The sequence below is a fragment of the Nonomuraea sp. NPDC004354 genome (assembly GCF_053602555.1).
Genome location: NZ_JBSGDV010000035.1, coordinates 20,870 through 40,250 on the forward strand (window position 1 = coordinate 20,870; position 19,381 = coordinate 40,250).

Genomic DNA, 19,381 nt, shown 5'->3' on the forward strand with positions numbered 1-19,381 from the left:
CGGGCCACGGATCACGTGGCCGGCGGGCGACCGGCCACCGGGTCACCGTGCGCCCACCGAGAAGATCCCGTGAGCGCCGGCCTCGGCCCGCACCATCCCGTGGTCCACGAAGGGATAGTGGCCCGGCTCCGGGAACACCCACTCGGCGAAGCCGCCCTGCGCGGGGGCCAGGTCCAGCACCTGGGCCCCGCCAGGGTCGCCCTTGCGCAGCAGGTAGGCGCCCTCCTTGTAGACCGTGTCGAACGGCACGCCCACCACGTGGAAAGCGGTTCCGGAAGTCGGGCCCGCCGCCACCACCCAGGCCCGCACCCGCTCCCCGGCCCTGGCCTTGACGGGGGCGTGGTCGTATCCGGCGGCGGTGCCGTTGAACATCCAGCCGTCGGGCCGCACGTCCCGGATCTTGGCCGCCTGGGCTGCGTCTCCGGGCCGGCCGAGGTACAGCTCGCCCTGGACGAACAGGAACTCCCGGTCGACCCGCGGCAGGCCCGGCGGGTCGATGATGACGGCGCCGTACATGCCGTGGGCGATGTGCTGGCTCATCGGCATGGTGGAGCAGTGGTACAGCCAGGCGCCCGCCCGGTCGGCACGGAAGCGGTAGGTCAGCCGCTCTCCCGGGTCGATGGTGCGCATCGGTCCGTCGGGAGCCAGTGCCCCGGCATGGAAGTCGATCCCGTGTCCGATGAGCCCGTCGTTGACGAACGTGACGACGAAGGTGTCGCCGACCTTGCCGCGCAGCACCGGGCCGGGAACCGTGCCGTTGAACGTCCACATCCTGCGGCGCACGCCCGGCGCGACCTCCAGATCGGTCTCCTTCACCCGGATCTCGACCTGGTGCTCCCTCCCGCCCCGCGCGGGCGGCAACACGGCGTCGTACGGCTTCCAGTCCTGCGACGTCGGCGCGGCCGGATCCAGGGAAGCCGCGCCCTGCCTGCCACCTGACTGCCCGCCACCTGGCTGCCCGGTGGCCTGCTGGTGCCCGGTGCCGTCGTGCCCGGTGCCGTCGGGTCCGGCGCGGCCTTCGCCGCCCGGTCCGCCGGCCACATCGGGGGTCGGCTCGATGCGCATGGTCATGCCCGCCGCCCGATGCCCGGCGACGGTGCACCAGCCCTCCACCGCCGCCGCCAGCGGGGTCAGCCGGAGCACGGCGGTCTGTCCCCGCCGGAGCATCGGCGTGCTCTCACCCGTGGACAGCCGCAGGTCATGGCGCTGGGCGTCGGCGTTGGTGACACGCAGCGTCAGCACCGTGCCCGGGGCGGCGGTGATGACGGCCGGCCGCACCCGCATGCCCGACAACGTCACCTCCACCGTCCGCGCGGCCCCGGGAACGACCTGGCGCTGGGGCGTGGTGGCGCCTCCTGACATCGCCACCGCCACGGCCGCCGCCGTCAGCAGGCAGCCGACGGCCACGCCCAGCGGTGTGGCCCGGCTTCGCCCCTCCCGGTGGCGCGCCCGCACGAACGCCGTCACGGCCAGCATGACGAACGCGGCGACGGGTGCGAGGACGAGGGCCCAGCCCGCCACGTCGAAGAAGGCGGGAACCGGCAGAGCCAACAGCGCCACGCCGAGGGTGGTGGAGACCAGCCGGTACCGCCAGCCCCTGGCCAACAGGTCGGCGTTCTCCTTGAAGCGGACCGGCCCGCCCCCGAGCACGGCCGGCAGCAGGTGCATCAGTGAGCCGAGCAGCACCTGCGGGAGGAATCCGGCGAGCATCAGCGGCAGCAGCGGCTCCAGGGCGGGCGCGAGATCGTCGGGACCGTGCATGACGACGAGGACGAGGTCGACGACCAGTGCGACGCCGAACCACGCCACCCCCGCGCCCACCGTCCAGGCCGCCCCCGTGTGCGGGCGGCGCCGCCGTACCGTCTCGGCCAGAGGGATGAGCGCGACACCCACGGCGGCGAGGTACACCGCCAGTCCGGCCACCGCCACCCACCGCAGCCCCAGCAGCAGGCCCGACAACGTCAGCACCAGACCCGCGACGGCCAGCCACAGGGCGATGCGCGAGCAGCGTCGCGTCAGCACGGACAGGCGGGTGCGCAGGAGCGTCGGCCACAGCATGAACAGCGTGCCGAGCACCGTGAGAGCCACCCAGCCGAGCAGGTTCATCTGCGCGTGGGCGGCGTGCAGCCGCTCGTGGAGTACGCCGTGCCCGACGTGGGCGGCCAGCAGGCCGCCCAGCGTTCCGCCCACCGCCAGAGCGCCCATGGCGGCCAGATACCAGCCGATGATGTGGCCGAGCTGCCCCGACAGCGCCCGCCTGGTCATCCCGGCCAGCACCATCGCATGCCAGACGACCACCGCCACGACCGCCACGGCCCCGGCCGCTGCCACCGGCCACGGTCCGACGGACACGCCGGCCAGGACCGCCACGGTGGCGGCGTTCAGCGTGCCCAGCCGGATGAGGCTGCCGCGCCGGCCCGGCGCCGGGGCGCGGAGGATCGCCGCGGCGAAGTGCTCGCTCCAGATGAGGATCGCTGTGCTGACCGCGCCCAGCAGGAAGAGGTGGACGACCAGCCAGCGCGGCGCGGGCAGCTGCGGCTGGGCCAGGGCGGCGGCCACGGTCAAGCCCAACCAGGCCACCACGACCGCGTTCGCCCGCAGATACCAGGACGCGCGCGGCCGCGGCGGCGCGCCGTCCGTCCTCTTACCGATCATCACCTCGACGGGTGGCATGCCGGCTTCCCTTCGCTCCGAGCCCAGGACGCGACGAGAGGCACGACGTGTCCGGCGAACGGCGGCACCTGCGCGCGGCAGCACGGCGGACCGCTTCGGGCAGGCCGGACGCGCCGCGGTCGCGGCGCGGCAAGCCGGAACCATGCCGGCCTCGTCCAACGGTCGTCGTCAGGCTAGGCAACGGCGCTGGGCCGGAGGGCGGGCGAAAGTCCACGAAGCGCGGGACCAAAGTCCCTCCTGAGTTCCCCGCCGTTTCTCGAGGGACGCTCGGTCCGGCGAACAGGGACCTTGGTCCCTAGGCCGGTGCGACGTCCTTCGCGTGCAATGTGTGTGCTCTCGACAGAGGCGGCCGCAAGGGCAGGCGGCCATGAACGGGAAGGGGTTCCGTGGTGGCTGTGTGTGACGACTTCGCCGAGACGTTCCGTGAGGAGCACCGCGACGCGCGTGACCACCTCCTCGAGCTGATGGCCGCATTCGACGCCCACGACACGACGCGCGCACGGCGTGCGGTCGCGGCTCTGACGGCCGTCATCGGCCCGCACTTCCGCTACGAGGAGGAATCGCTCCTCCCGCGGCTGATGCCGGTCGTCGGCGAGGAACACGTGGACCGGCTCTTCGCCGAGCACGACGCCGTCATCCGCGATGTGCGCCGGCTGCTGGAACTGGCCGACCGCACGCGGATCGACCCGCTGCGGGCCGAGCGCGGCATCGAGCTCGCCCGGCGCGTCCTGTCGCACGTCGGCGAATGTGACGGGCTGTCGCTCATGGCCGAGACGCTGTCATGCGACCAGGTGATCGACGTTCTCGCCGCCCGCGACGCCGCCCTGGAGAAGAACCTCGATCTTCTGACCTGGGCGGGCACGGTCCGGGCGCGCGACACAGGAGGAACGATATGACAACCGTGCAGGCACCCGCCGGCGCGTCGACGGCCGCCACGAGCGGCAGGACGACGGCGCTCCTGCTGGCCACCGCCGGCTTCGCGGTGAACTTCTGGGCGTGGGCGCTGCTCAGCCCGCTGGGGCCGGTGTACAAGGAACTGCTGGGCCTGACCCCGCTGGAGGTCTCCATCCTGGTGGCGGTCCCTGTCGTCATCGGCTCGCTGGGCCGGATCGTGCTGGGCGCCCTGACCGACCGGTACGGCGGGCGGCTGATGTTCGCCGTGGCCAGCCTCCTCGGCGTGGTCCCCGTGATATTCCTCGCCTTCGCCTCCAGCTATCCCACCCTGCTCGCCGGAGGGCTCGTCCTGGGCCTGACCGGCGCCACCTTCGCCATCGGCGTGCCGTTCGTCAGCGCGTGGTTCCCGCCCGAGCGGCGCGGCCTGGCCCTGGGCATCTTCGGCATGGGCAACATCGGGACCGCGATCTCCGGGTTCGCGACGCCGTGGATCGCGGCTCAGTACGGCCGGCCGGCCCCCTTCTTCGTGGTCGCGGCGGCCATGGTCGCCGTCGGTGTGGCCTTCCTGGCGATGGGCCGCGACGCGCCCGGAACCCAGCCTGCCGCCGAGCCGTTCCTGACCAGGTTCGTGACGGCGGCCAGGCTGCGCATCACCCGGGAACTGGCCGCCATGTACGCGCTGACCTTCGGCGGTTTCGTCGCCTTCGGCGTCTACCTGCCGCTCTACCTGAAGGCCGAGTACGGGCTGACCACCGCCGACGCCGCCGCCAGGGCGGCCGGTTTCGTGCTGCTCGCCACGCTCGCCCGCCCGGTGGGCGGCTGGCTGTCCGACCGGATGGGCGGCGAGAAGGTGCTGTCGGCGGTGCTGGCCACCGTGGTCGGCTGCGCCATCGTGGTCTCCTTCGCCCCCGTCATGGTCGTGGCCACACCGGGATTCCTCGTCATGGCCGCCGCGCTGGGCCTGGGTAACGGCGCCGTCTTCGCGCTGCTCGGCCGTGGCGTCCCCGGGTCCATGGTGGGCAGCGCCACGGGAGTGGTGGGCGCCGCGGGCGGTCTGGGCGGCTTCCTCCCGCCCATCGTGATGGGCCTGATCTTCCAGTCCACCGGCTCCTACGCCATCGGGCTGATGCTGCTGGCGACCATGGCCTGCGGGGCGTTCGTCTACTGCTGGTTCGTCCTCCGCCGGCGCGCCTGAACAGTCCGCGGACGGGCTCGTGCCCGTTGCCTGTCCTCGCCGGTCATTCGGGAACGAGCTGTTCAGGGGTGATCCTGTCCCAGGCGGGAAGGGGGAGCATGATCGCGGCAGCGGGGAACAGGCCGTGCTCCTCCTTGTCGATGTGCCGGTGCAGCCGCTGGACGGCGGCGAGGACCAGCGCCCAGTCCGGGACCGCCCGGTTCACGCCGAGGAGCGCCTCATGGATGTCGGCGTGCTCGGCGCACAGGCGGTCCACCTCGCCGGCGAGCGTCCCATCCGCTCGCAGCTCCGCGAAAAGCCCGCTCTCTTCGGTGGCGGTGTGCGGAACCAATCGGGCGAGCAGGGCGTCCAGCAGCGCCAGGGACTCGTCGTGGCGGCCGTCCTTGATCGACCTGCGCAGAGCGCCGGCGATCTCCTGGATCTCCACGTGCTCCCTGGTGAGCTGCCCGATCAACGGGAACTCCCGACATCCGCAGTAATTGCACATCTCTGACCTCATCGTGTGGTTTTGTGGCCAAGGATGCCCGCCAGTCCAGCGTGCGGGCAGGGCCGACAGACCCGTTCCGAAGGGTCGTTCGGCCCTCGTGAAATCGCCGGGTGGTCGGGACAGGAGATCCCGACACCGGCCAGGCGGTCACCGCCTTCGCTGCGACGGATCACGGACTGCCATGGCGGACGGTGCCGCGTCAGGGGCGCCACGGCCGTGCGTCGAGGACTTCGTGGAGGGGACGGCGCGTCACGGCCGGGACCGGTGGACCGTATCCCAGCCGTAGAAGCATCTGCACCTGGCCCGGCGTCCCGGCCCGCAGCCCGCCGTCCCGGTCGTCGCCGAGATCCAGCGGTTGGCTGAACAGCGACGCCGACACTCCGTGGGCGGTGGCGGTGAGCAGGAGCCGCTGCAGGGCCTGCCCCGCGGCCAGCCAGTCGCGCGGGCCGTCGTCGCCGGTCAACAGGGCGGCGATCTGCGGATCGCCTTCGTAGGCGGCCACCTCCAGCCGGGTCCCGAGGCTGAAGTCGCGCATGGGGAACCCGCTGTCTCTCGGACGCGGGCCGAAGGCGTGGCTCGGAACGCCGTCCGCGCGCGGGCCGTCGCCCGTCCAGCGGGACAGCTCGCCACGGTACGCGTCATCGCTGGACAGCGCCCGATCGGCGGCGGCGATCATGTCAAGAACGCGACGGGCCGCCCCGCCGCGCAGCATGACGAGACTCGCCCCCTCCTGGCGGACAGCGGCGACGAGATCGGCGACGACGTGAGGAGGCAGCGAGCGATCGTCGAAGGGAAAACGGTTGGTGCGCCGACAGGGGATCGCGGCATGCAGCCGTCGCTCCTCGGCCGACGGCGGCTCTCCCGGGGCGGTACGGACGACAGCCAGGAGATCGGGCGCCGAACGCGGCGCGGGCAACGGCAGGACGCGAGCCTCGCACCCGCTCATCCGGATGGACAGCCTCATGTTGAACAACGCCGCTCCGCAGCTCATGACCAGGCAGCGCCCGAGGGGATCGACGACCTTCAGCCGGCGGCGGAGGTCGGCGTACACGGAAACACTGTCCTTGAGGTGGTAGAACAGCCACGGCTGGGTGTTGTGCACCGAGGGCGCGGCGATGGCGGCCTCGATCACGCGGCGCACGCCCGAGCGGGTGTCGAAGGGCTTGGTCATGCTGCTCCTCACGTTGCGTCCCAGGTGCGCCCACGCCATCTGCTTCTGAAGGGCAACGCCACGCGGGCGGGGAAGGCATGCTCGGGCGCGACGGTTCGAGCCTTGCGCTCCGTCCTTGGCTCGGCGAAGGTCTTTGGTCCCGAAAACCATGACCGTTCGTCACCAGCAGGCGGCGACGGCGGTCCGGCCAGGTCGCGGCGCGCCCGTCTGCTCGTCGGCGAGGCGCGCCGCGCGCCACACCGTGCCCGGGGGTCGGTGACGATAGCTGCCAGACATGCCGCGCAAGATTGGCAATTTCCCCCTATAGGCCAAATCCCGACTTCGAATTAGTCTCCGAGTCATGATCGGGTGCCCTGACCGGGTGCCCGTTCACGTTTCACCCGCCGGGGAGGGTCGTCGAGGTCCCTCCGGCCTGCCCGGCGGTGGGTGACGAGCCTTCCTGGTGTCCATGCAGTCCCTAGGGAGGATTCTCAGTGCCGAGCAACCCCCAATTACCCTCGATCAGGCTCCTGATCACCTCGGCGGCCGCGTTAGCCCTGGTCGCGTCCGCGGCTCCGCCCGCCCTCGCCGGTCCCACCCCCACCCCCACCCCCGCCGACAAGGCGAAATGGACGGCGACCCCCGTGACGGGCGGCGAGCTGGTGGACGGCGCCAAGTCGGCCACCGGCAAGCTGGCCAGGAGCGACGCGGCCGTGCTCAGCGCCACCACGCACGACACCGTCAACGTCGTGGTCAAGCTGGACTACGACTCGCTGGCCGCCTACCAGGGCGGGCTGAAGGGCCTGCCCGGTACCAGCCCTGCGGTGACCGGCAGATCCCTGGACGTGCGCAGCGCCGACGCCCAGAAGTACGGCAAGCACATCGAGCAGGTGGAGAGCGAGTTCCTTGAGGCGCTGGGCCGTACGCTGCCCGCCGCGAAGGTCGGCCAGAAACTGCGGGTCGTCTACGGCGGCATCGCGCTGCGGCTGCCGGCCGACCAGGCCAAGACTCTTGTCAAGCTGCCCGGTGTGGCCGCCGTCCAGGCCGACAAGGCCGAGCAGCTGCTGACCGACTCCAGCCCCGCCTTCATCGGCGCGCCCGCGATCTACAGCAAGCTCGGCGGCAGCGCCGCCTCCGGCAAGGGCGTCAACGTCGGCATCCTGGACTCGGGGGCCTGGCCCGAGCATCCGCAGTTCGCCGACCCCGGCGGCCTGCCCGCGCCGGGCCCGACCAAGGACGGCACGCCCCGCGTGTGCGACTTCGGCGACAACCCGCTCACCCCGGCTCCCGACGTGTTCGCCTGCAACAACAAGCTGATCGGCGGCGCGCCGTACCTGGACACGTACAACGCGGTCTTCGGCGGCGAGGTCTACCCTGACTCGGCCCGTGACTCCAACGGCCACGGCACGCACACCGCGACCACCTCGGCCGGCGGCCCGGTGGCCGACGCCAACCCGCTGGGCATCAGCCGCGGACCGATCCACGGCATCGCGCCCGCCGCGCAGGTCTCGGTCTACAAGGTGTGCGGCGCGGAGGGCTGCTTCCCGTCCGACTCCGCGCAGGCCGTCGGCCGGGCGATCCTGGACGGCGTCCGCGTGATCAACTTCTCCATCTCCGGCGGCACCGACCCCTACAGCGATCCGGTGGAGCTGGCCTTCCTGGACGCCTACGCGGCCGGTGTGCTGGTGTCGGCCTCGGCGGGCAACGACGGGCCCGGTGCGGGCACGGTCAACCACCTCAGCCCCTGGGTCACCACGGTGGCCGCCTCCACGCAGAGCCGTACCTTCCAGTCCACGGTCACGCTGCGCGGTGCGGGCGGCGTGACGGCCACGGTCAAGGGCGCCTCTGTCACGGGCGGCGTCGACGCGCCGCTGCCGGTGGTACTGGCGTCGGCTCCGCCGTACTCCAACGCGCTGTGCACGACGCCGGCTCCCGCGGGCCTGTTCGCCGGGAAGATCGTCGCCTGCGAGCGCGGCCCCAACCGGGTGCTGAAGAGCTTCAACGTCAAGCAGGGCGGCGCGGCCGGCATGCTGCTGTACAACTCCAGCCCGCTCGACATCATGACCGACAACCACTGGATCCCGACCGTCCACCTGGACAAGCCCGACGGCGACGCGCTGCGCGCCTTCCTGGCCGCCAACCCCGGCGCCACCGCCTCGTTCACTCAGGGCACCAAGGCGACCTGGCAGGGCGATGCCATGACCACGTTCTCCTCGCGCGGTCCCGGCGGCGACTTCCTCAAGCCCGACGTGACCGCGCCCGGCCTGCACATCCTGGCCGGCACCACACCCACCCCCGAGAGCCCGCTGGAGGGACCGCCGGGCAACCTCTACCAGGCGATCGCCGGCACGTCCATGTCGTCGCCGCACGTGGCGGGCTCGGCGGCGCTGGTGTTCGCCCTGCACCCCGACTGGACGCCAGGACAGGTCAAGTCGGCGCTGGAGAGCACCGCGACCACCAAGGTCACCAAGCAGGACCGGACCACCCCCGCGGACCCGTTCGACTTCGGCGGCGGCCGTATCGACCTCACCCGCGCCGGTGACCCCGGCCTGACCATGGACGAGAGCGCGGCCAACTTCCTTGCCGCGCAGACCGACACGCTCAACCGCATCGACCTCAACCTGCCCTCGGTCAATGCGCCGGTCATGCCCGGCGTCATCACTGCCAAGCGCACGCTCACCAACGTCACGAACGAGACGCTCACCTACACCGCGAGCGGCACCACGGTCGATGGCGCCAAGATCGTGGTCGTGCCGCCGCTGATCTCCGTGAAGCCGGGCAAGAGCGCCAGGATCAGCGTGGTGATCACCGCGCCCGAACTGCCGGACGGACAGTATTTCGGCCAGGTCAACCTCAAGCAGGTCGGTGGCAAGCGGGATCTGCACCTTCCGGTGGCCTTCGTCCGCAAGGAGGGCGCCGTCCCGATCGACCAGACCTGCGCGCCGGCCGCGATTCCCCGTGACACCGGCGAGTCCGTCTGCACCGTCACCGTCCAGAACAACACCCTGGCCGACGCCGAGGTGACCGCGCTCAGCACGCTCGACAGCAAGCTGCGCCTCAACTCCGTCACCGGCGCCACCAAGATCGGCGCCCAGATCGCCACGGCCAAGCAGACGCTGGCCGCCCGCCAGCCCGACAAGCCCGCCATCGCGCCCGGCGCCAGCCCGGCCGGCTACCTGCCGCTGGATGCCTTCGGCATCACGCCCAGCCCGATCGGGGACGAGCAGGCGCTGAACTTCACCGTGCCGGCGTTCGTCTTCGCCGGTAAGACCTACAACCGCATCGGCATCACCTCCAACGGCTACAGCGTGGTCGGCGGCACCACCAGCGGAGAGGACGTCACCTTCCAGCCGCAGACCCTGCCCGACCCCGCCCGCCCGAACAACGTCCTGGCGAGCTACTGGACGGACCTCGACGGCTCCGGCACGCCCGGGGTCTACGCCGCGACGCTCAGCGACGGTGTCAACCGGTGGCTCGTGCTGGAGTGGCGGGTCAACGCTTTCGGCACCACCAGCCTGAAGGTCTTCCAGCAGTGGATCGGCCTCAACGGGGCCGAGGACATCTCCTACACCTACGATCCCGCCAACCTGCCCGGCGAACCGCCGGCCGGCACCGGCCTGACCGTCGGCGCCGAGAACGACGAAGGCACGGCGGGCGCCCAGATCACCGGACCGCCTACCACCGACCTGCGCGTGACCAGCACGCCAGGGGCGCCCGGCGGGGTGCTGACCTACACGATGCGGATCAAGGGGGTGGCGACGGGCGTCGGCTCGGTCACCACCGCCACGTCCACGCCGCAGATCAAGGGCATCACCGTCGAGGTGGACAAGATAACCGTGCAGTAGCCTTCCGAGGGGCCCGGCCCGCCGGGCCCCTCACCTGTCGAGGTGCTCGGGCCGTTCCCTGCGGACCCAGGTCACCCCGCGCACGCCGGCCAGTTCGACCTCGGGCCCGTCACACACGACGACCACCTGGCCTGGACGGAGCTCCCGCGACAACCGGGCACCGGCCACGCCCGCCAGAGCCTCACGGAACTCCTCGACGGGCACGGCGATCGCCACGATGTAGGAGACCTTCATGGCTCGTGCGCGGCTGGGTCGATCCCACGGGCGACGAACCGGCGGCGCACCGAACGGTTCATGACAGCCAGAATCGGCAGCCGGCGTTCCTCGCGTCAAGCCCGCCCGAGACATGGGAGAGGGGCGATGCGTCGCCCGTGACGGCCGGGGAAGCCGGGCAGGGTCGCGTCGACGGTGTCCCGACATGTGAGCCCCCGCCCGCCGGAGAACGGCGGGCGGGGGATTCCGCGTGTCAGCCTTCGAGCGAGCCCGCGGGCTGGAGGCCGGCGTTTCGCCCGCCTCCAGCCCACCGCGCAGACGGTCCTGACAGGCGGAACCAAGGGTGGCTGGCGCGGACACCGGACCGCTCGTGAGCAGGTTCTCTGCGTATACCGCGACTGAGCTGGTCACGGTCGGCCCGGTGTCCGCGGCGGCGGGCTTCACGCCGTAGGGCCTTACACGGATACCTACTGTCGAAGGTCCTGTCGAAGGTCGGTCGTCGCGGGACCGGCTGGGACGGCGGGGGTTCGAGGCCATGTCCAGGCGGAGCGCAGGATGAAGGCCAGGAGCAGCACCTCGATTCCGATGGAGAGGCCGTAAAAGGGGGCCCAGTCCCAGGACTCCCCTACCGCGTTGAACACCGAGAAGGGGATGTAGAGCAATGCAACGACGAGGTTCGTGGCGCGGTTCACCCGGGCGGGCAGCGTCATGGAGAGCATCACCATCAGGATCGGGATCGCCACGGACGCGGTGAAAATGGTCAACAACATCGGGCTGATGTCGAACTCAAAGACGACGCCAGCCAGGATGTCGTCGACGGTGCCAGGCTTGTAGAGGTGGAAGTAGTCGATGTAGATGTAGAGGAACATGAAGCTGGTCCATGCGGCGGCGAGCTTGGCCTGCACGGGGATCGGCGGGTTGTCGAGCAGGTTCGGGGTGTTCGTTCGGATGGTCATCGGTTCTTCTTCCGAGAGGAGCGGTCCGTCCGCCGGAGTGGCGGCAGGTTGGGCGTGCATACGCACGGGTTGGGTCGTTCTCGTCGGTCCGGTCGTCAGACGGTGACGACGACCTTTCCTCGGGTGTGGCCGGCCGCGACGTAGCGGAGGGCGTCGGCTGCTTCGTCGACGTTGCGGGTGCTGCACACACCCGTCTCCTCGGCGCCAAACGCCTTGGCGATCTGTACGGCGAAGGAGCCCACGCCGCCCGACGTGCCCGTGACCAGCACCGTCTGGCCCGGTCGAACGTTCGCGATCTTGCGCAATGCCCGCAACGCCGCCATGGCCGAGGTGGGCACCGCCGGCGCGTCCACGACCGACAGGTTGGCGGGCACGGACAAGAGGTTGTCCGCCGGGACGCAGGCGGACTCCGCGAGCGTTCCAGCGGTGCTCTGGCCGAACACCTCGTCGCCGGGGCGGAGAGCGGTGACATCCTTCCCGACCGCTGCCGCCACGCCAGCGAGGTCCCTGCCAGGGATGCCGTGGCGCGGCCGGCGGAACCTGAACGCCAAGCGCGCCACGTACGGCTCACCGGTCATGACGAAGTAGTCCCCAGGACGTACCGCGGCCGCGCCCACCTGGACGAGCACATCGCCTCGACCGGGCAGCGGTAGCCCGACCCCCGGACGACTCGAGCACTGAGGGCGGCCCGCATCGTCGTCGCCCCGGCCGGACTCGCCCTCGGCACCAGGCGTGCTCCGGCATTCGATCGCTGTTCGATTCCCACAGAAGCCTCCTCACGTCCGAGCTACGACTCTCGCTGGTTCGTACATCGTACGTCGTACGCTGTACTACGAGTAGTACGCTGTACCATGACCGTACGCTGAACGATTGTCAAGCCACTCGAGGGAGCGAGGAGACCCGTTGTCTGCAAGGGAACGACGCCAGGTCGCGTCAGATGCGGGGCTGAGCAAGAAGCGGGTGGTGGTCGAGGCGGTTCGGCTCGCCGACCGCGAGGGGGTCGGCGAGCTGAGCATGCGCCGGCTGGCTCGCGCGCTCGGCGCGGGCGCGATGTCGCTCTACTACTACGTGGCGAGCAAGGAGGAGTTGCTGGACGCCATGATCGACGTCGTGTTCGAGGAGATCGAGCTCCCGCCTGAAGAGACAGACTGGCAGTCAGCGATGCGACGTCGGGCGGTATCCGCCCGACAGGTTCTCGCACGCCACCCGTGGGCGATCGGCCTGATGGAGTCGCGGACATCGCCGGGGCCCGCGAACCTCCGCCACCGCGAAGCGGTCACCGCCTGCCTGCGGAGGGCCGGCTTCCCGGTCTTGATGGCGACGCACGCCAACTGGTTGCTCGACAGCTACGTCTACGGTTTCGCCCTGCAGGAAGCCAGCCTGCCGTTCGACACCGCCGATGAGTTCGCGGACATGGCCGAGGACGTCTTCCTGCCCCAGCTTCCTCCTGACGAGTTCCCCTACCTCAACGAGTCCGCCGCGGTGCTCGCCGCTGCCGGCTACGACCCGGCGGAGGAGTTCACCTTCGGCCTCGACCTCGTCCTAGCCGCCCTCGAGCCTCTGAGAGTGCCTCACGTGAGCCTCCATCCGTGATGTCGTTATGTGATCGTGTGGATTTGTAGTGTTACCGCCAGTCTGCGGGTCCAGTTGTGCTGGGATGGCGCGGTGACTGAGCGCAAGCCGTACCCGAGCGACTTAACCGACGCTCAGTGGGCGTTGATCGAACCGGTCCTCACGGCATGGAAGGCCGCGCACCCCTCGGTCAGCGGCCTCGAAGGCAACTACGCGCTGCGGGAGATCGTCAACGCGATCCGCTACCAGGGATCCCGCACGATCTGCCGCCCAAGGGCGCGACGTACTACTACTTCGCCAAATGGCGCGACGACGGCACCGAAAAGACGATCCATGACCTGCTGCGCTGGCACCTGCGCGAGAAGAAGGGCCGATCAGCCGACCCGAGCCTGGTCGTACTGGACGCCCAAAGCGTCCACGTCGCGGCTGGCGTCCCCGCCGCCGCGACCGGCCGGGACGTCGCCAAGAAGGTGCCGGGACGCAAGCGAGGCCTGGCCGTAGACGTGCTGGGCCTGGTCATCGCGGTCGTCGTGCTCGCGGCCTCAGCCCACGAGAACACGGCCGGGATCGCCCCGCTGGACCAGGCCGCCGTCGTCACCGAGGGCAGCGTGACCGAAGCGCTGGTCGACCAAGGGTTCAAGGACACGGTCGTCGCCCATGGCGCCAGCCTGGGGATCGCCGTGGACATCGTCGGACGCAACCCCGCCGACAAAGGCTTCGTGCCCCAGCCGAAACGATGGGTCGTCGAGCAGACCTACGGAATCAGAAAAGGGCGTCAGCTCACGTAACGCACTCTGACATCAAGGTTCATGCACCCGCGATCGTCGGCGAAGGGCCCTGGTGGCCGCATGATTCCATGCGAAGAGCCCCGATTCCTCGGGGCCCGTTTTCCTGCGTCACTCGCGGATGATGTCGACCGCCGGCGACAGGAATGCAAAGAGGCGTCGGAGGCATGGCCTCCGACGCCTCTGCGTTTCTCTGCCGGCGGGTTTTCACCTTTTCGGTAATTGTTTCTTGGGTTGCGAATGTTCATCCTTTGTCAGTGGATGCCGCTGCTGCCATTGGCTGCGCCGTTGGCGCTGCCACCGCCGTCGAGCTGGACCACGTGAGCGGGCACGGTGGCGGCACCGGCGGGCTGGGCGGCCAGCGTCACGGGTGCGGCGAGGGCGAACATCGCTACTGTTCCGGCTGCGAGAACGTGCTTCAGGCTGGTCATCGAGATCACTCCATGTCGAATCAATTGTGCCCTGGGTGTGAGACCCGGGCTGGTGTCCCGGAATTGTGTGATGAATCCGGTTATTTCGTGATAAGCGTTGCAACCATGTGGTCGAGGCCCCTATTCCGCGACCGCTGTGGATTTCCGATAAAGGGGCATGCGCAGACCTTTGTTTGACGTATCACATGCGCGAGTATTCGCCGGGAATGGCGACGGTCACGCACATGGGGAGCCGCCCGCCTCCTGGTCAAGGAAGCAGGCGGTTCTGTCACGAACACGTCAGCGTCGGATGAGGTCGTTCGCCACCGGCGGCGGTGACGCGGCACCTCACGCTCTGAGCGGTCGCAGCGCCGTGCTCCACGAGACCACCTGGTCGAGCAGCTTGCTCAGCATGTCGTCCTGGTGCGCGGCGGGCTTGAAGGTGGTGAAGTCCTGGAAGTCGGCGTGCAGGTGCAGTTCCACGGCCGCCTGCACATCGGCCACCTTGACCTGGCCGAGCACCTGCCGCAGGTGCTCGGCCGCCCGGACACCGCCGCTGACGCCGTAGCCGACCACGCCCGCGGCCTTGTCGTGCCACTCGGCGAACAGGAAGTCGATGGCGGTCTTGAGCGCGCCGCTGGTGGAGTGGTTGTACTCGGGTGTCACGAAGACGAAGCCGTCGAGGCCGCCGATGGTGCCGGACCAGGCCTTGGTGTGCGGGTGCTCGTAGACACCGGTGGCAGCGGCGAGCGGCTCGTCGAGGTGGGGCAGGTCGTAGTCCTTCAGGTCGACCAGCTCGTAGTGCGCGTCGCCGCGCCTGACCGCGTGGTCGTGGACCCATCGGGCGACGGCCTCGCCGTTGCGTCCCGGCCGCGTGCTGCCGACAATGATGCCAATTCTGATCATTTCTCTACCTTCAGGATGACTTTTCCGCGAACAGCGCCGCGCTCGGCGGCACGGTGCACGTCCGGCAGGGACTCCAGCGGGCGCGCGTCCGCCTCGACCTTCACCACGCCCTTGTCGATCAGCGCCACCAGCTCGGCCAGCTGGCCCGGGTCGTTGCGGGCCACGAACCGGACGGCACGCGGATGCTCGATCGGCTCGGTGATCGAGACGAACCGCCTGGCCAGCCCGGTCACCGACGCGGGCACCCCCGGCACCAGGTTGATCAGCACGTCGCTGCCGCCCGGCAGGCCGGTGCTGGTGTAGTCGACGACCTCGTCGGCGCCCAGCGCGCGTACGGCCGCGGCGCTGCGCGGGCTCGCCGTCGCCACCACGTGCGCCCCCGCGTGCTTGGCCAGCTGGACCGCGAACAACCCGACACCGCCACCGGCCCCGTTGATCAGCACCCGGCTGCCGGGACCGATGCGGGCGTGCTCGAAGACCGCCTGCCACGCGGTGAGCCCGGCCACCGGGACGGCCGCCGCGTCCGCCAGCGGAATCCGCTCCGGCGCTCTGGCCAGCAGGCCGGCCGGCGCGACCGCGTACTCCGCCGCCGCCCCGTCGATGAGCCCGATCACCCGATCGCCAGGCGCGAAGTCACCCGCCCCGGTGACCACGGTGCCCGCGACGTCCAAGCCGAGCGTGTACGGCAGCGTGACGGGGAGCACGTCCCGCAACAGGCCCATGCGCAGGCCGACCTCCGACGGGTTGAACGAGGTCGCGGCCACCCTGATGAGCACCTCGTCCGGCCCGGGCCTCGGCACCGGCACTTCGTCCAGCGAGATCACCGAGGCGTCGCCGTACTCGTGGATGCGGGCGGCCCGCATGGTGCCGAGGAAGCCGGCGGCGTGCTCGCTCGCCCACGCCTCGAACGTGCTCGCGGGCGCTCCGGTGATCTCCTGGAAGGTCCTGGTGGTCGGGCCAGGCTCGGCCAGACCGCGCAGCATCTCGTCCACGGCCGCCGGCGGCAGGCCCAGGCCGAGCAGCCGCTGCCTGGACTCCTCCGGAGGCTCCTCCTCCCAGCGCAGCGGCCGGCCGATCGCCGCGCCGATCGTGCTCGCCTGCTCGCGCCGGGTCAGCGGCCGGGGTCCGGTCAGCGTGTAGACCGCGCCGTGGTGCCCCTGGTCGAGCAGCGCGCGCACCGCGACGGCAGCGACGTCCCGCTCGTGGATCGGGGCAAGGGTCGCCTCGCCGTACGGCTGCCGCACGACGCCCGCGCGGACCTGCTCGGCCCACCGCAGGGTGTTGGCCGCGAACGCGTGGGGGCGCAGCACCGTCCACTCCCGCGCCGTCCCGGCGATCAGGCGCTCGATCTCGACCTCGTGCGGGCGGGCGGCGGCCGAGGACAGGTAGACCACCCGCCGGGCGCCGATCAGCTCCAGCACCTCGCGGGCGCCCTCGGCCGAGGCGAACGGCCACAGCAGGAAGACCGCGTCCACGCCGTCGAGAGCCGCCCGGAGCGCGGCCGGGTCGGTCAACTGCCTCGTCACCGTGCGGACGTCGGCGCCCGCGTGTTCCAGTTGGGTCACCAGCGGGCGGCCGATCGTGCCGGTCGCCCCGCTGACCAGGACTCTTGTCATGCCGTCAACCGTAGGAGGCCGGTGGAAGACAGCCAATACGTTTCCATCTCCGATTCATACGCCATCGTCTTCGTAGCTAGACTTGGTTCCGTGGACGTGCTGAGCGACGTGATCGCCTCGATGCGGATGGGCCGGCCGCGATCGGCCCGGGTCGAATGGTCGGCGCCCTGGGGTCTCCGGTTCCCGTCAGCCCCGGGCTCGGCGGGCTTCCAGGTGGTGCTGCAGGGGTCGTGCTGGGCCGTCCCGCCTGAGGACGAACCGATCCCCGTGGGCACGGGCGACGTGCTGTTCTTCCCGCACGGGCACGGCTACGCGCTGGCCGACTCGCCCACCAGCCCGATCGCCGAACCCGACTGCGACCCGTACGGGGAGGCCGAGCTGTTCGCGTCCGCCTCCATGGAGGGCACGGGGCCCGTCACCGTCACGCTCTGCGGCGGCTACCAGCTCGATTCCAGCCGCGCGCATCCGCTGCTCAGAGGGCTGCCCGAGATGATCCACCTGCCTGCCAGGGTGGGGCACAACACCGAGCTGCGCGCCGCCGTCGAACTGCTCGGCAAGGAGATCGACGACCCGCGGCCCGGCGCGGACACGGTGGTGTCGGCACTGCTGGACATGCTGCTGCTGTACATCCTGCGCGCCTGGCTCGACGCCTCGACGGAGCACTGCAAGGTCGACAGCTGGGCCGCCGCGCTGGCCGACCCCGCCATCAGCACCGCACTCGACGGCATCCACCGCGACCCCGCCCACCCCTGGACGGTCGAGTCGCTGGGCCGCCGTGCCGGGCTGTCCCGCGCGGCGTTCTCCCGCCGGTTCACCCAGCTCGTCGGGCAGCCGCCGCTGACCTACCTGACCTGGTGGCGGCTGGGCACGGCCGCGCGCATGCTCCGCGACTCCGACGCCGCGCTGAGCGAGATCGCAGCCACGGTAGGCTACGGCTCGGAGTTCGCCTTCGCCAACGCCTTCAAACGCGAGTACGGCACGGCCCCAGGCAAATACCGCCGACAGGGCTGCCCAGCGGCGTAACCCCGGATGCCCTGACGAAGCCGCCGCTCGGCGAGACGCCCAGCGTGGCCGCGGGAGCCGGTCGACCTGCCCTTCCACCCTCCTACGGCCACGGCCGCAGGAGGGTGGCCCGGGGGCATCCGCCCGGCCGCCCGCGAGCCCTCTCGCCGCCGACTGACGTCGGCCGCCCTGTCTGCTGCTGGGCGCTCCTCCGCAGCTATCTCCGCGAACAAGAGGGGTTATCTACATAGATGTCCCTTTAATGCGGATTTGTTCGGGTAGAGCGACGACTGCGGAGAGGCAGGCCTGAGGGGGATGGGCGCATGCTCACCACGGCGTTCGTCATCCTGGTGGCGCTCCCGGTCGGGGGTTTGGCCTTCCTGCTGGCCATGGCCGCGCTGGAGGCGGCCGTCTTCGGCTACCGCGCAACGTCCACGCCGGAACAGGGCCCGGAGCGGCCACCCAGAACGGCGCCGCCACAGGGCGAACCGTAGTTTCCGTACGGCGGGCCGCCGGCCGTGGCCCCGCCCGGGACAGCCCTGTCAGGCTGATCGGCGGATCGTGGACCTGCGGCGGTCAGGGGATGACGTCCGCCACGATGGTGGCGGCGGCCTTCCGGCAGGAGGAAAGCCGCCCGGTGGTGTTCGCCTGAGCGGCGGAGTTGCTGGCGCAACGCCACCCGCCGACGGTCGCCACCCCCGCACTGCCCTGCTTGGGAGTGTCGGCTCGGTAATAGGAACGGAAGGTCCGAACGGCCGCCCGGCAGTCGGCGCGTCCTTCGAGAATCGCGACCGCGGCCATCGGGCCGCCGTTGGGCGGCTGGATCTCACCGCACACGGTGCCCGGCCCCGCCAGCACGGGCCCGCGCTCCGGCACGCTCTTCCTGGGTGCCGGCGACGTGGAGACGGCGAGGTCGGTGGTGGGGGAGGCCGGCGCGGTCCGCCGCTCAGGTTCTTCCCGGCAGGAGCTCAGCGAGAGCATCAGCAGCAGAACGCAGACAGCGGCACGTGTACGCACGGGCGCGAAAGGCATGAGGGTCCTTCCTCTTCGTTCGTCGGACATGGACCCTCGCCATCGGGGTCAGGCGCTGCCGCCAGCCTGCTCCACGGCGGCGCCCACCGCGAGTAACAGGAATGCCGATCTTCATAAGAATGCTGCCATGCGGCAGCGCGACCTCGACTCGGGCGCCCCCGCTTCCTGGTCCGATCGCCGCGGGTGTCGTGGAGCGAGGCGCGCGGCGGCCGGCCCGATGTCGACCTGGTCGCGCATGCAAACGTCGAGGTCTCCAAACAACACCCTTCTCGCATCCTGGTCCTGGAAGATTTGGTGGATCATGGAAACGTCGGGGCCATCTTCCGGTGCGCCGCTGCTCTGGGGGTTGACGCGATCATCCTCTCGCCCCGTTGTGCTGACCCTCTATATAGAAGGTCGGTCAAGGTGTCGATGGGTGCCGTCTTCGCCATCCCCTACGCGCGGATGGACAACTGGTACGAGGGGTTGGAGGAGATCCGCGCGGCGGGATTCCAGTCGCTGGCGTTGACCCCTGATCAGAAGGTCATACCTATAGATGCTGTCGAGATGGGTGATCGGGTGGCGCTGCTGCTCGGGTCGGAGGGGGACGGGCTGTCCTCGCGCTGGCTGCGGGAGGCCGACGAGCAGGTGTGCATCCCGATGAGC

General features: G+C 70.7%; 17 protein-coding genes and 1 pseudogene. 8 read left to right on the forward strand and 10 right to left on the reverse strand.

What is annotated here, in order from left to right; genetic code table 11:
• Nucleotides 1-42: 42 nt before the first annotated feature.
• Nucleotides 43-2,673 (reverse strand): multicopper oxidase domain-containing protein, encoded by a 2,631-nt coding sequence (locus tag ACWENQ_RS44425; protein ID WP_452419583.1) that lies wholly within the window; start codon nt 2,671-2,673, stop codon nt 43-45.
• Nucleotides 2,674-3,059: 386 nt separating this feature from the next.
• Between ACWENQ_RS44425 and ACWENQ_RS44430 the strand changes: the two genes are divergently transcribed.
• Together ACWENQ_RS44430 and ACWENQ_RS44435 are read left to right on the forward strand one after the other, a co-directional pair.
• Nucleotides 3,060-3,569, forward strand: coding sequence for a hemerythrin domain-containing protein (locus ACWENQ_RS44430; protein ID WP_452419584.1), 510 nt, complete (start codon nt 3,060-3,062; stop codon nt 3,567-3,569).
• Nucleotides 3,566-4,762: an MFS transporter gene (locus ACWENQ_RS44435; protein ID WP_452419585.1), complete on the forward strand. Its 1,197-nt coding sequence runs from the start codon at nt 3,566-3,568 to the stop codon at nt 4,760-4,762. The genes ACWENQ_RS44430 and ACWENQ_RS44435 overlap by 4 nt, the downstream gene beginning before the upstream one ends.
• A 43-nt stretch (nt 4,763-4,805) precedes the next feature.
• Here ACWENQ_RS44435 and ACWENQ_RS44440 read toward each other — a convergent pair whose 3' ends face one another.
• Both ACWENQ_RS44440 and ACWENQ_RS44445 read right to left on the reverse strand, forming a co-directional pair.
• Nucleotides 4,806-5,216: a hemerythrin domain-containing protein gene (locus tag ACWENQ_RS44440; protein ID WP_452419586.1), complete on the reverse strand. Its 411-nt coding sequence runs from the start codon at nt 5,214-5,216 to the stop codon at nt 4,806-4,808.
• A gap of 232 nt (nt 5,217-5,448) precedes the next feature.
• Nucleotides 5,449-6,420 (reverse strand): Acg family FMN-binding oxidoreductase, encoded by a 972-nt coding sequence (locus ACWENQ_RS44445; protein WP_449929820.1) that lies wholly within the window; start codon nt 6,418-6,420, stop codon nt 5,449-5,451.
• Nucleotides 6,421-6,893: 473 nt separating this feature from the next.
• Between ACWENQ_RS44445 and ACWENQ_RS44450 the strand changes: the two genes are divergently transcribed.
• Nucleotides 6,894-10,244 carry a S8 family serine peptidase gene (locus ACWENQ_RS44450; protein WP_452419587.1) on the forward strand — a complete coding sequence of 1,117 codons (3,351 nt, stop codon included), beginning with the start codon at nt 6,894-6,896 and terminating at the stop codon, nt 10,242-10,244.
• Nucleotides 10,245-10,274: 30 nt separating this feature from the next.
• On the opposite strand, the gene ACWENQ_RS44455 is transcribed toward ACWENQ_RS44450, so the two are convergent.
• From ACWENQ_RS44455 to ACWENQ_RS44465, 3 genes are all read right to left on the reverse strand, one after another.
• Nucleotides 10,275-10,478, reverse strand: coding sequence for a hypothetical protein (locus ACWENQ_RS44455; protein WP_449929824.1), 204 nt, complete (start codon nt 10,476-10,478; stop codon nt 10,275-10,277).
• 446 nt (nt 10,479-10,924) lie between these two features.
• The gene (locus tag ACWENQ_RS44460; protein ID WP_452419588.1) at nt 10,925-11,413 is read right to left on the reverse strand and encodes a DUF6326 family protein; all 489 of its coding nucleotides are present in this window, start codon (nt 11,411-11,413) and stop codon (nt 10,925-10,927) included.
• Between the two features lie 95 nt (nt 11,414-11,508).
• Nucleotides 11,509-12,042, reverse strand: coding sequence for an alcohol dehydrogenase catalytic domain-containing protein (locus tag ACWENQ_RS44465; RefSeq protein ID WP_452419589.1), 534 nt, complete (start codon nt 12,040-12,042; stop codon nt 11,509-11,511).
• Nucleotides 12,043-12,376: 334 nt separating this feature from the next.
• Between ACWENQ_RS44465 and ACWENQ_RS44470 the strand changes: the two genes are divergently transcribed.
• A complete protein-coding gene (locus tag ACWENQ_RS44470) occupies nt 12,377-13,006 on the forward strand; it encodes a TetR/AcrR family transcriptional regulator C-terminal domain-containing protein (protein ID WP_452419590.1) in 630 nt (209 codons plus the stop codon).
• Between the two features lie 146 nt (nt 13,007-13,152).
• The gene (locus tag ACWENQ_RS44475) at nt 13,153-13,773 is read left to right on the forward strand and encodes a transposase (protein WP_452419591.1); all 621 of its coding nucleotides are present in this window, start codon (nt 13,153-13,155) and stop codon (nt 13,771-13,773) included.
• A 251-nt stretch (nt 13,774-14,024) separates the two neighbouring features.
• Here ACWENQ_RS44475 and ACWENQ_RS44480 read toward each other — a convergent pair whose 3' ends face one another.
• From ACWENQ_RS44480 to ACWENQ_RS44490, 3 genes are all read right to left on the reverse strand, one after another.
• Nucleotides 14,025-14,201, reverse strand: coding sequence for a hypothetical protein (locus ACWENQ_RS44480; protein WP_449929834.1), 177 nt, complete (start codon nt 14,199-14,201; stop codon nt 14,025-14,027).
• A 327-nt stretch (nt 14,202-14,528) separates the two neighbouring features.
• Entirely contained in the window at nt 14,529-15,086 is a 558-nt protein-coding gene (locus tag ACWENQ_RS44485; protein WP_452419592.1) for an NADPH-dependent FMN reductase, read from the reverse strand.
• A complete protein-coding gene (locus ACWENQ_RS44490) occupies nt 15,083-16,702 on the reverse strand; it encodes an alcohol dehydrogenase catalytic domain-containing protein (RefSeq protein WP_452419593.1) in 1,620 nt (539 codons plus the stop codon). The genes ACWENQ_RS44485 and ACWENQ_RS44490 overlap by 4 nt, the downstream gene beginning before the upstream one ends.
• 90 nt (nt 16,703-16,792) lie before the next feature.
• Between ACWENQ_RS44490 and ACWENQ_RS44495 the strand changes: the two genes are divergently transcribed.
• Together ACWENQ_RS44495 and ACWENQ_RS44500 are read left to right on the forward strand one after the other, a co-directional pair.
• Entirely contained in the window at nt 16,793-17,725 is a 933-nt protein-coding gene (locus ACWENQ_RS44495; protein ID WP_449929840.1) for an AraC family transcriptional regulator, read from the forward strand.
• A gap of 302 nt (nt 17,726-18,027) precedes the next feature.
• Nucleotides 18,028-18,198, forward strand: a complete 171-nt coding sequence (locus ACWENQ_RS44500) for a hypothetical protein (protein ID WP_449929842.1) — start codon at nt 18,028-18,030, stop codon at nt 18,196-18,198.
• 82 nt (nt 18,199-18,280) lie between these two features.
• Here the strand turns inward: ACWENQ_RS44500 and ACWENQ_RS44505 are convergent, their stop codons facing one another.
• Entirely contained in the window at nt 18,281-18,721 is a 441-nt protein-coding gene (locus tag ACWENQ_RS44505; protein WP_452419594.1) for a hypothetical protein, read from the reverse strand.
• Nucleotides 18,722-19,006: 285 nt separating this feature from the next.
• Here ACWENQ_RS44505 and ACWENQ_RS44510 point away from each other — a divergent pair.
• Nucleotides 19,007-19,381, forward strand: a pseudogene (locus ACWENQ_RS44510) (TrmH family RNA methyltransferase); the annotation flags it as partial.

What these genes read in the sequence shown, in the direction of transcription:
- ACWENQ_RS44460 (WP_452419588.1), bottom strand. Translation starts at nt 11,413, where the DNA reads ATGACCATCCGAACGAACACCCCGAACCTGCTCGACAACCCGCCGATC.
- ACWENQ_RS44425 (WP_452419583.1), bottom strand. Translation starts at nt 2,673, where the DNA reads ATGCCACCCGTCGAGGTGATGATCGGTAAGAGGACGGACGGCGCGCCG.
- ACWENQ_RS44475 (WP_452419591.1), top strand. Translation starts at nt 13,153, where the DNA reads ATGGAAGGCCGCGCACCCCTCGGTCAGCGGCCTCGAAGGCAACTACGC.
- ACWENQ_RS44485 (WP_452419592.1), bottom strand. Translation starts at nt 15,086, where the DNA reads ATGATCAGAATTGGCATCATTGTCGGCAGCACGCGGCCGGGACGCAAC.
- ACWENQ_RS44480 (WP_449929834.1), bottom strand. Translation starts at nt 14,201, where the DNA reads ATGACCAGCCTGAAGCACGTTCTCGCAGCCGGAACAGTAGCGATGTTC.
- ACWENQ_RS44500 (WP_449929842.1), top strand. Translation starts at nt 18,028, where the DNA reads ATGCTCACCACGGCGTTCGTCATCCTGGTGGCGCTCCCGGTCGGGGGT.
- ACWENQ_RS44445 (WP_449929820.1), bottom strand. Translation starts at nt 6,420, where the DNA reads ATGACCAAGCCCTTCGACACCCGCTCGGGCGTGCGCCGCGTGATCGAG.
- ACWENQ_RS44435 (WP_452419585.1), top strand. Translation starts at nt 3,566, where the DNA reads ATGACAACCGTGCAGGCACCCGCCGGCGCGTCGACGGCCGCCACGAGC.
- ACWENQ_RS44490 (WP_452419593.1), bottom strand. Translation starts at nt 16,702, where the DNA reads ATGACAAGAGTCCTGGTCAGCGGGGCGACCGGCACGATCGGCCGCCCG.
- ACWENQ_RS44455 (WP_449929824.1), bottom strand. Translation starts at nt 10,478, where the DNA reads ATGAAGGTCTCCTACATCGTGGCGATCGCCGTGCCCGTCGAGGAGTTC.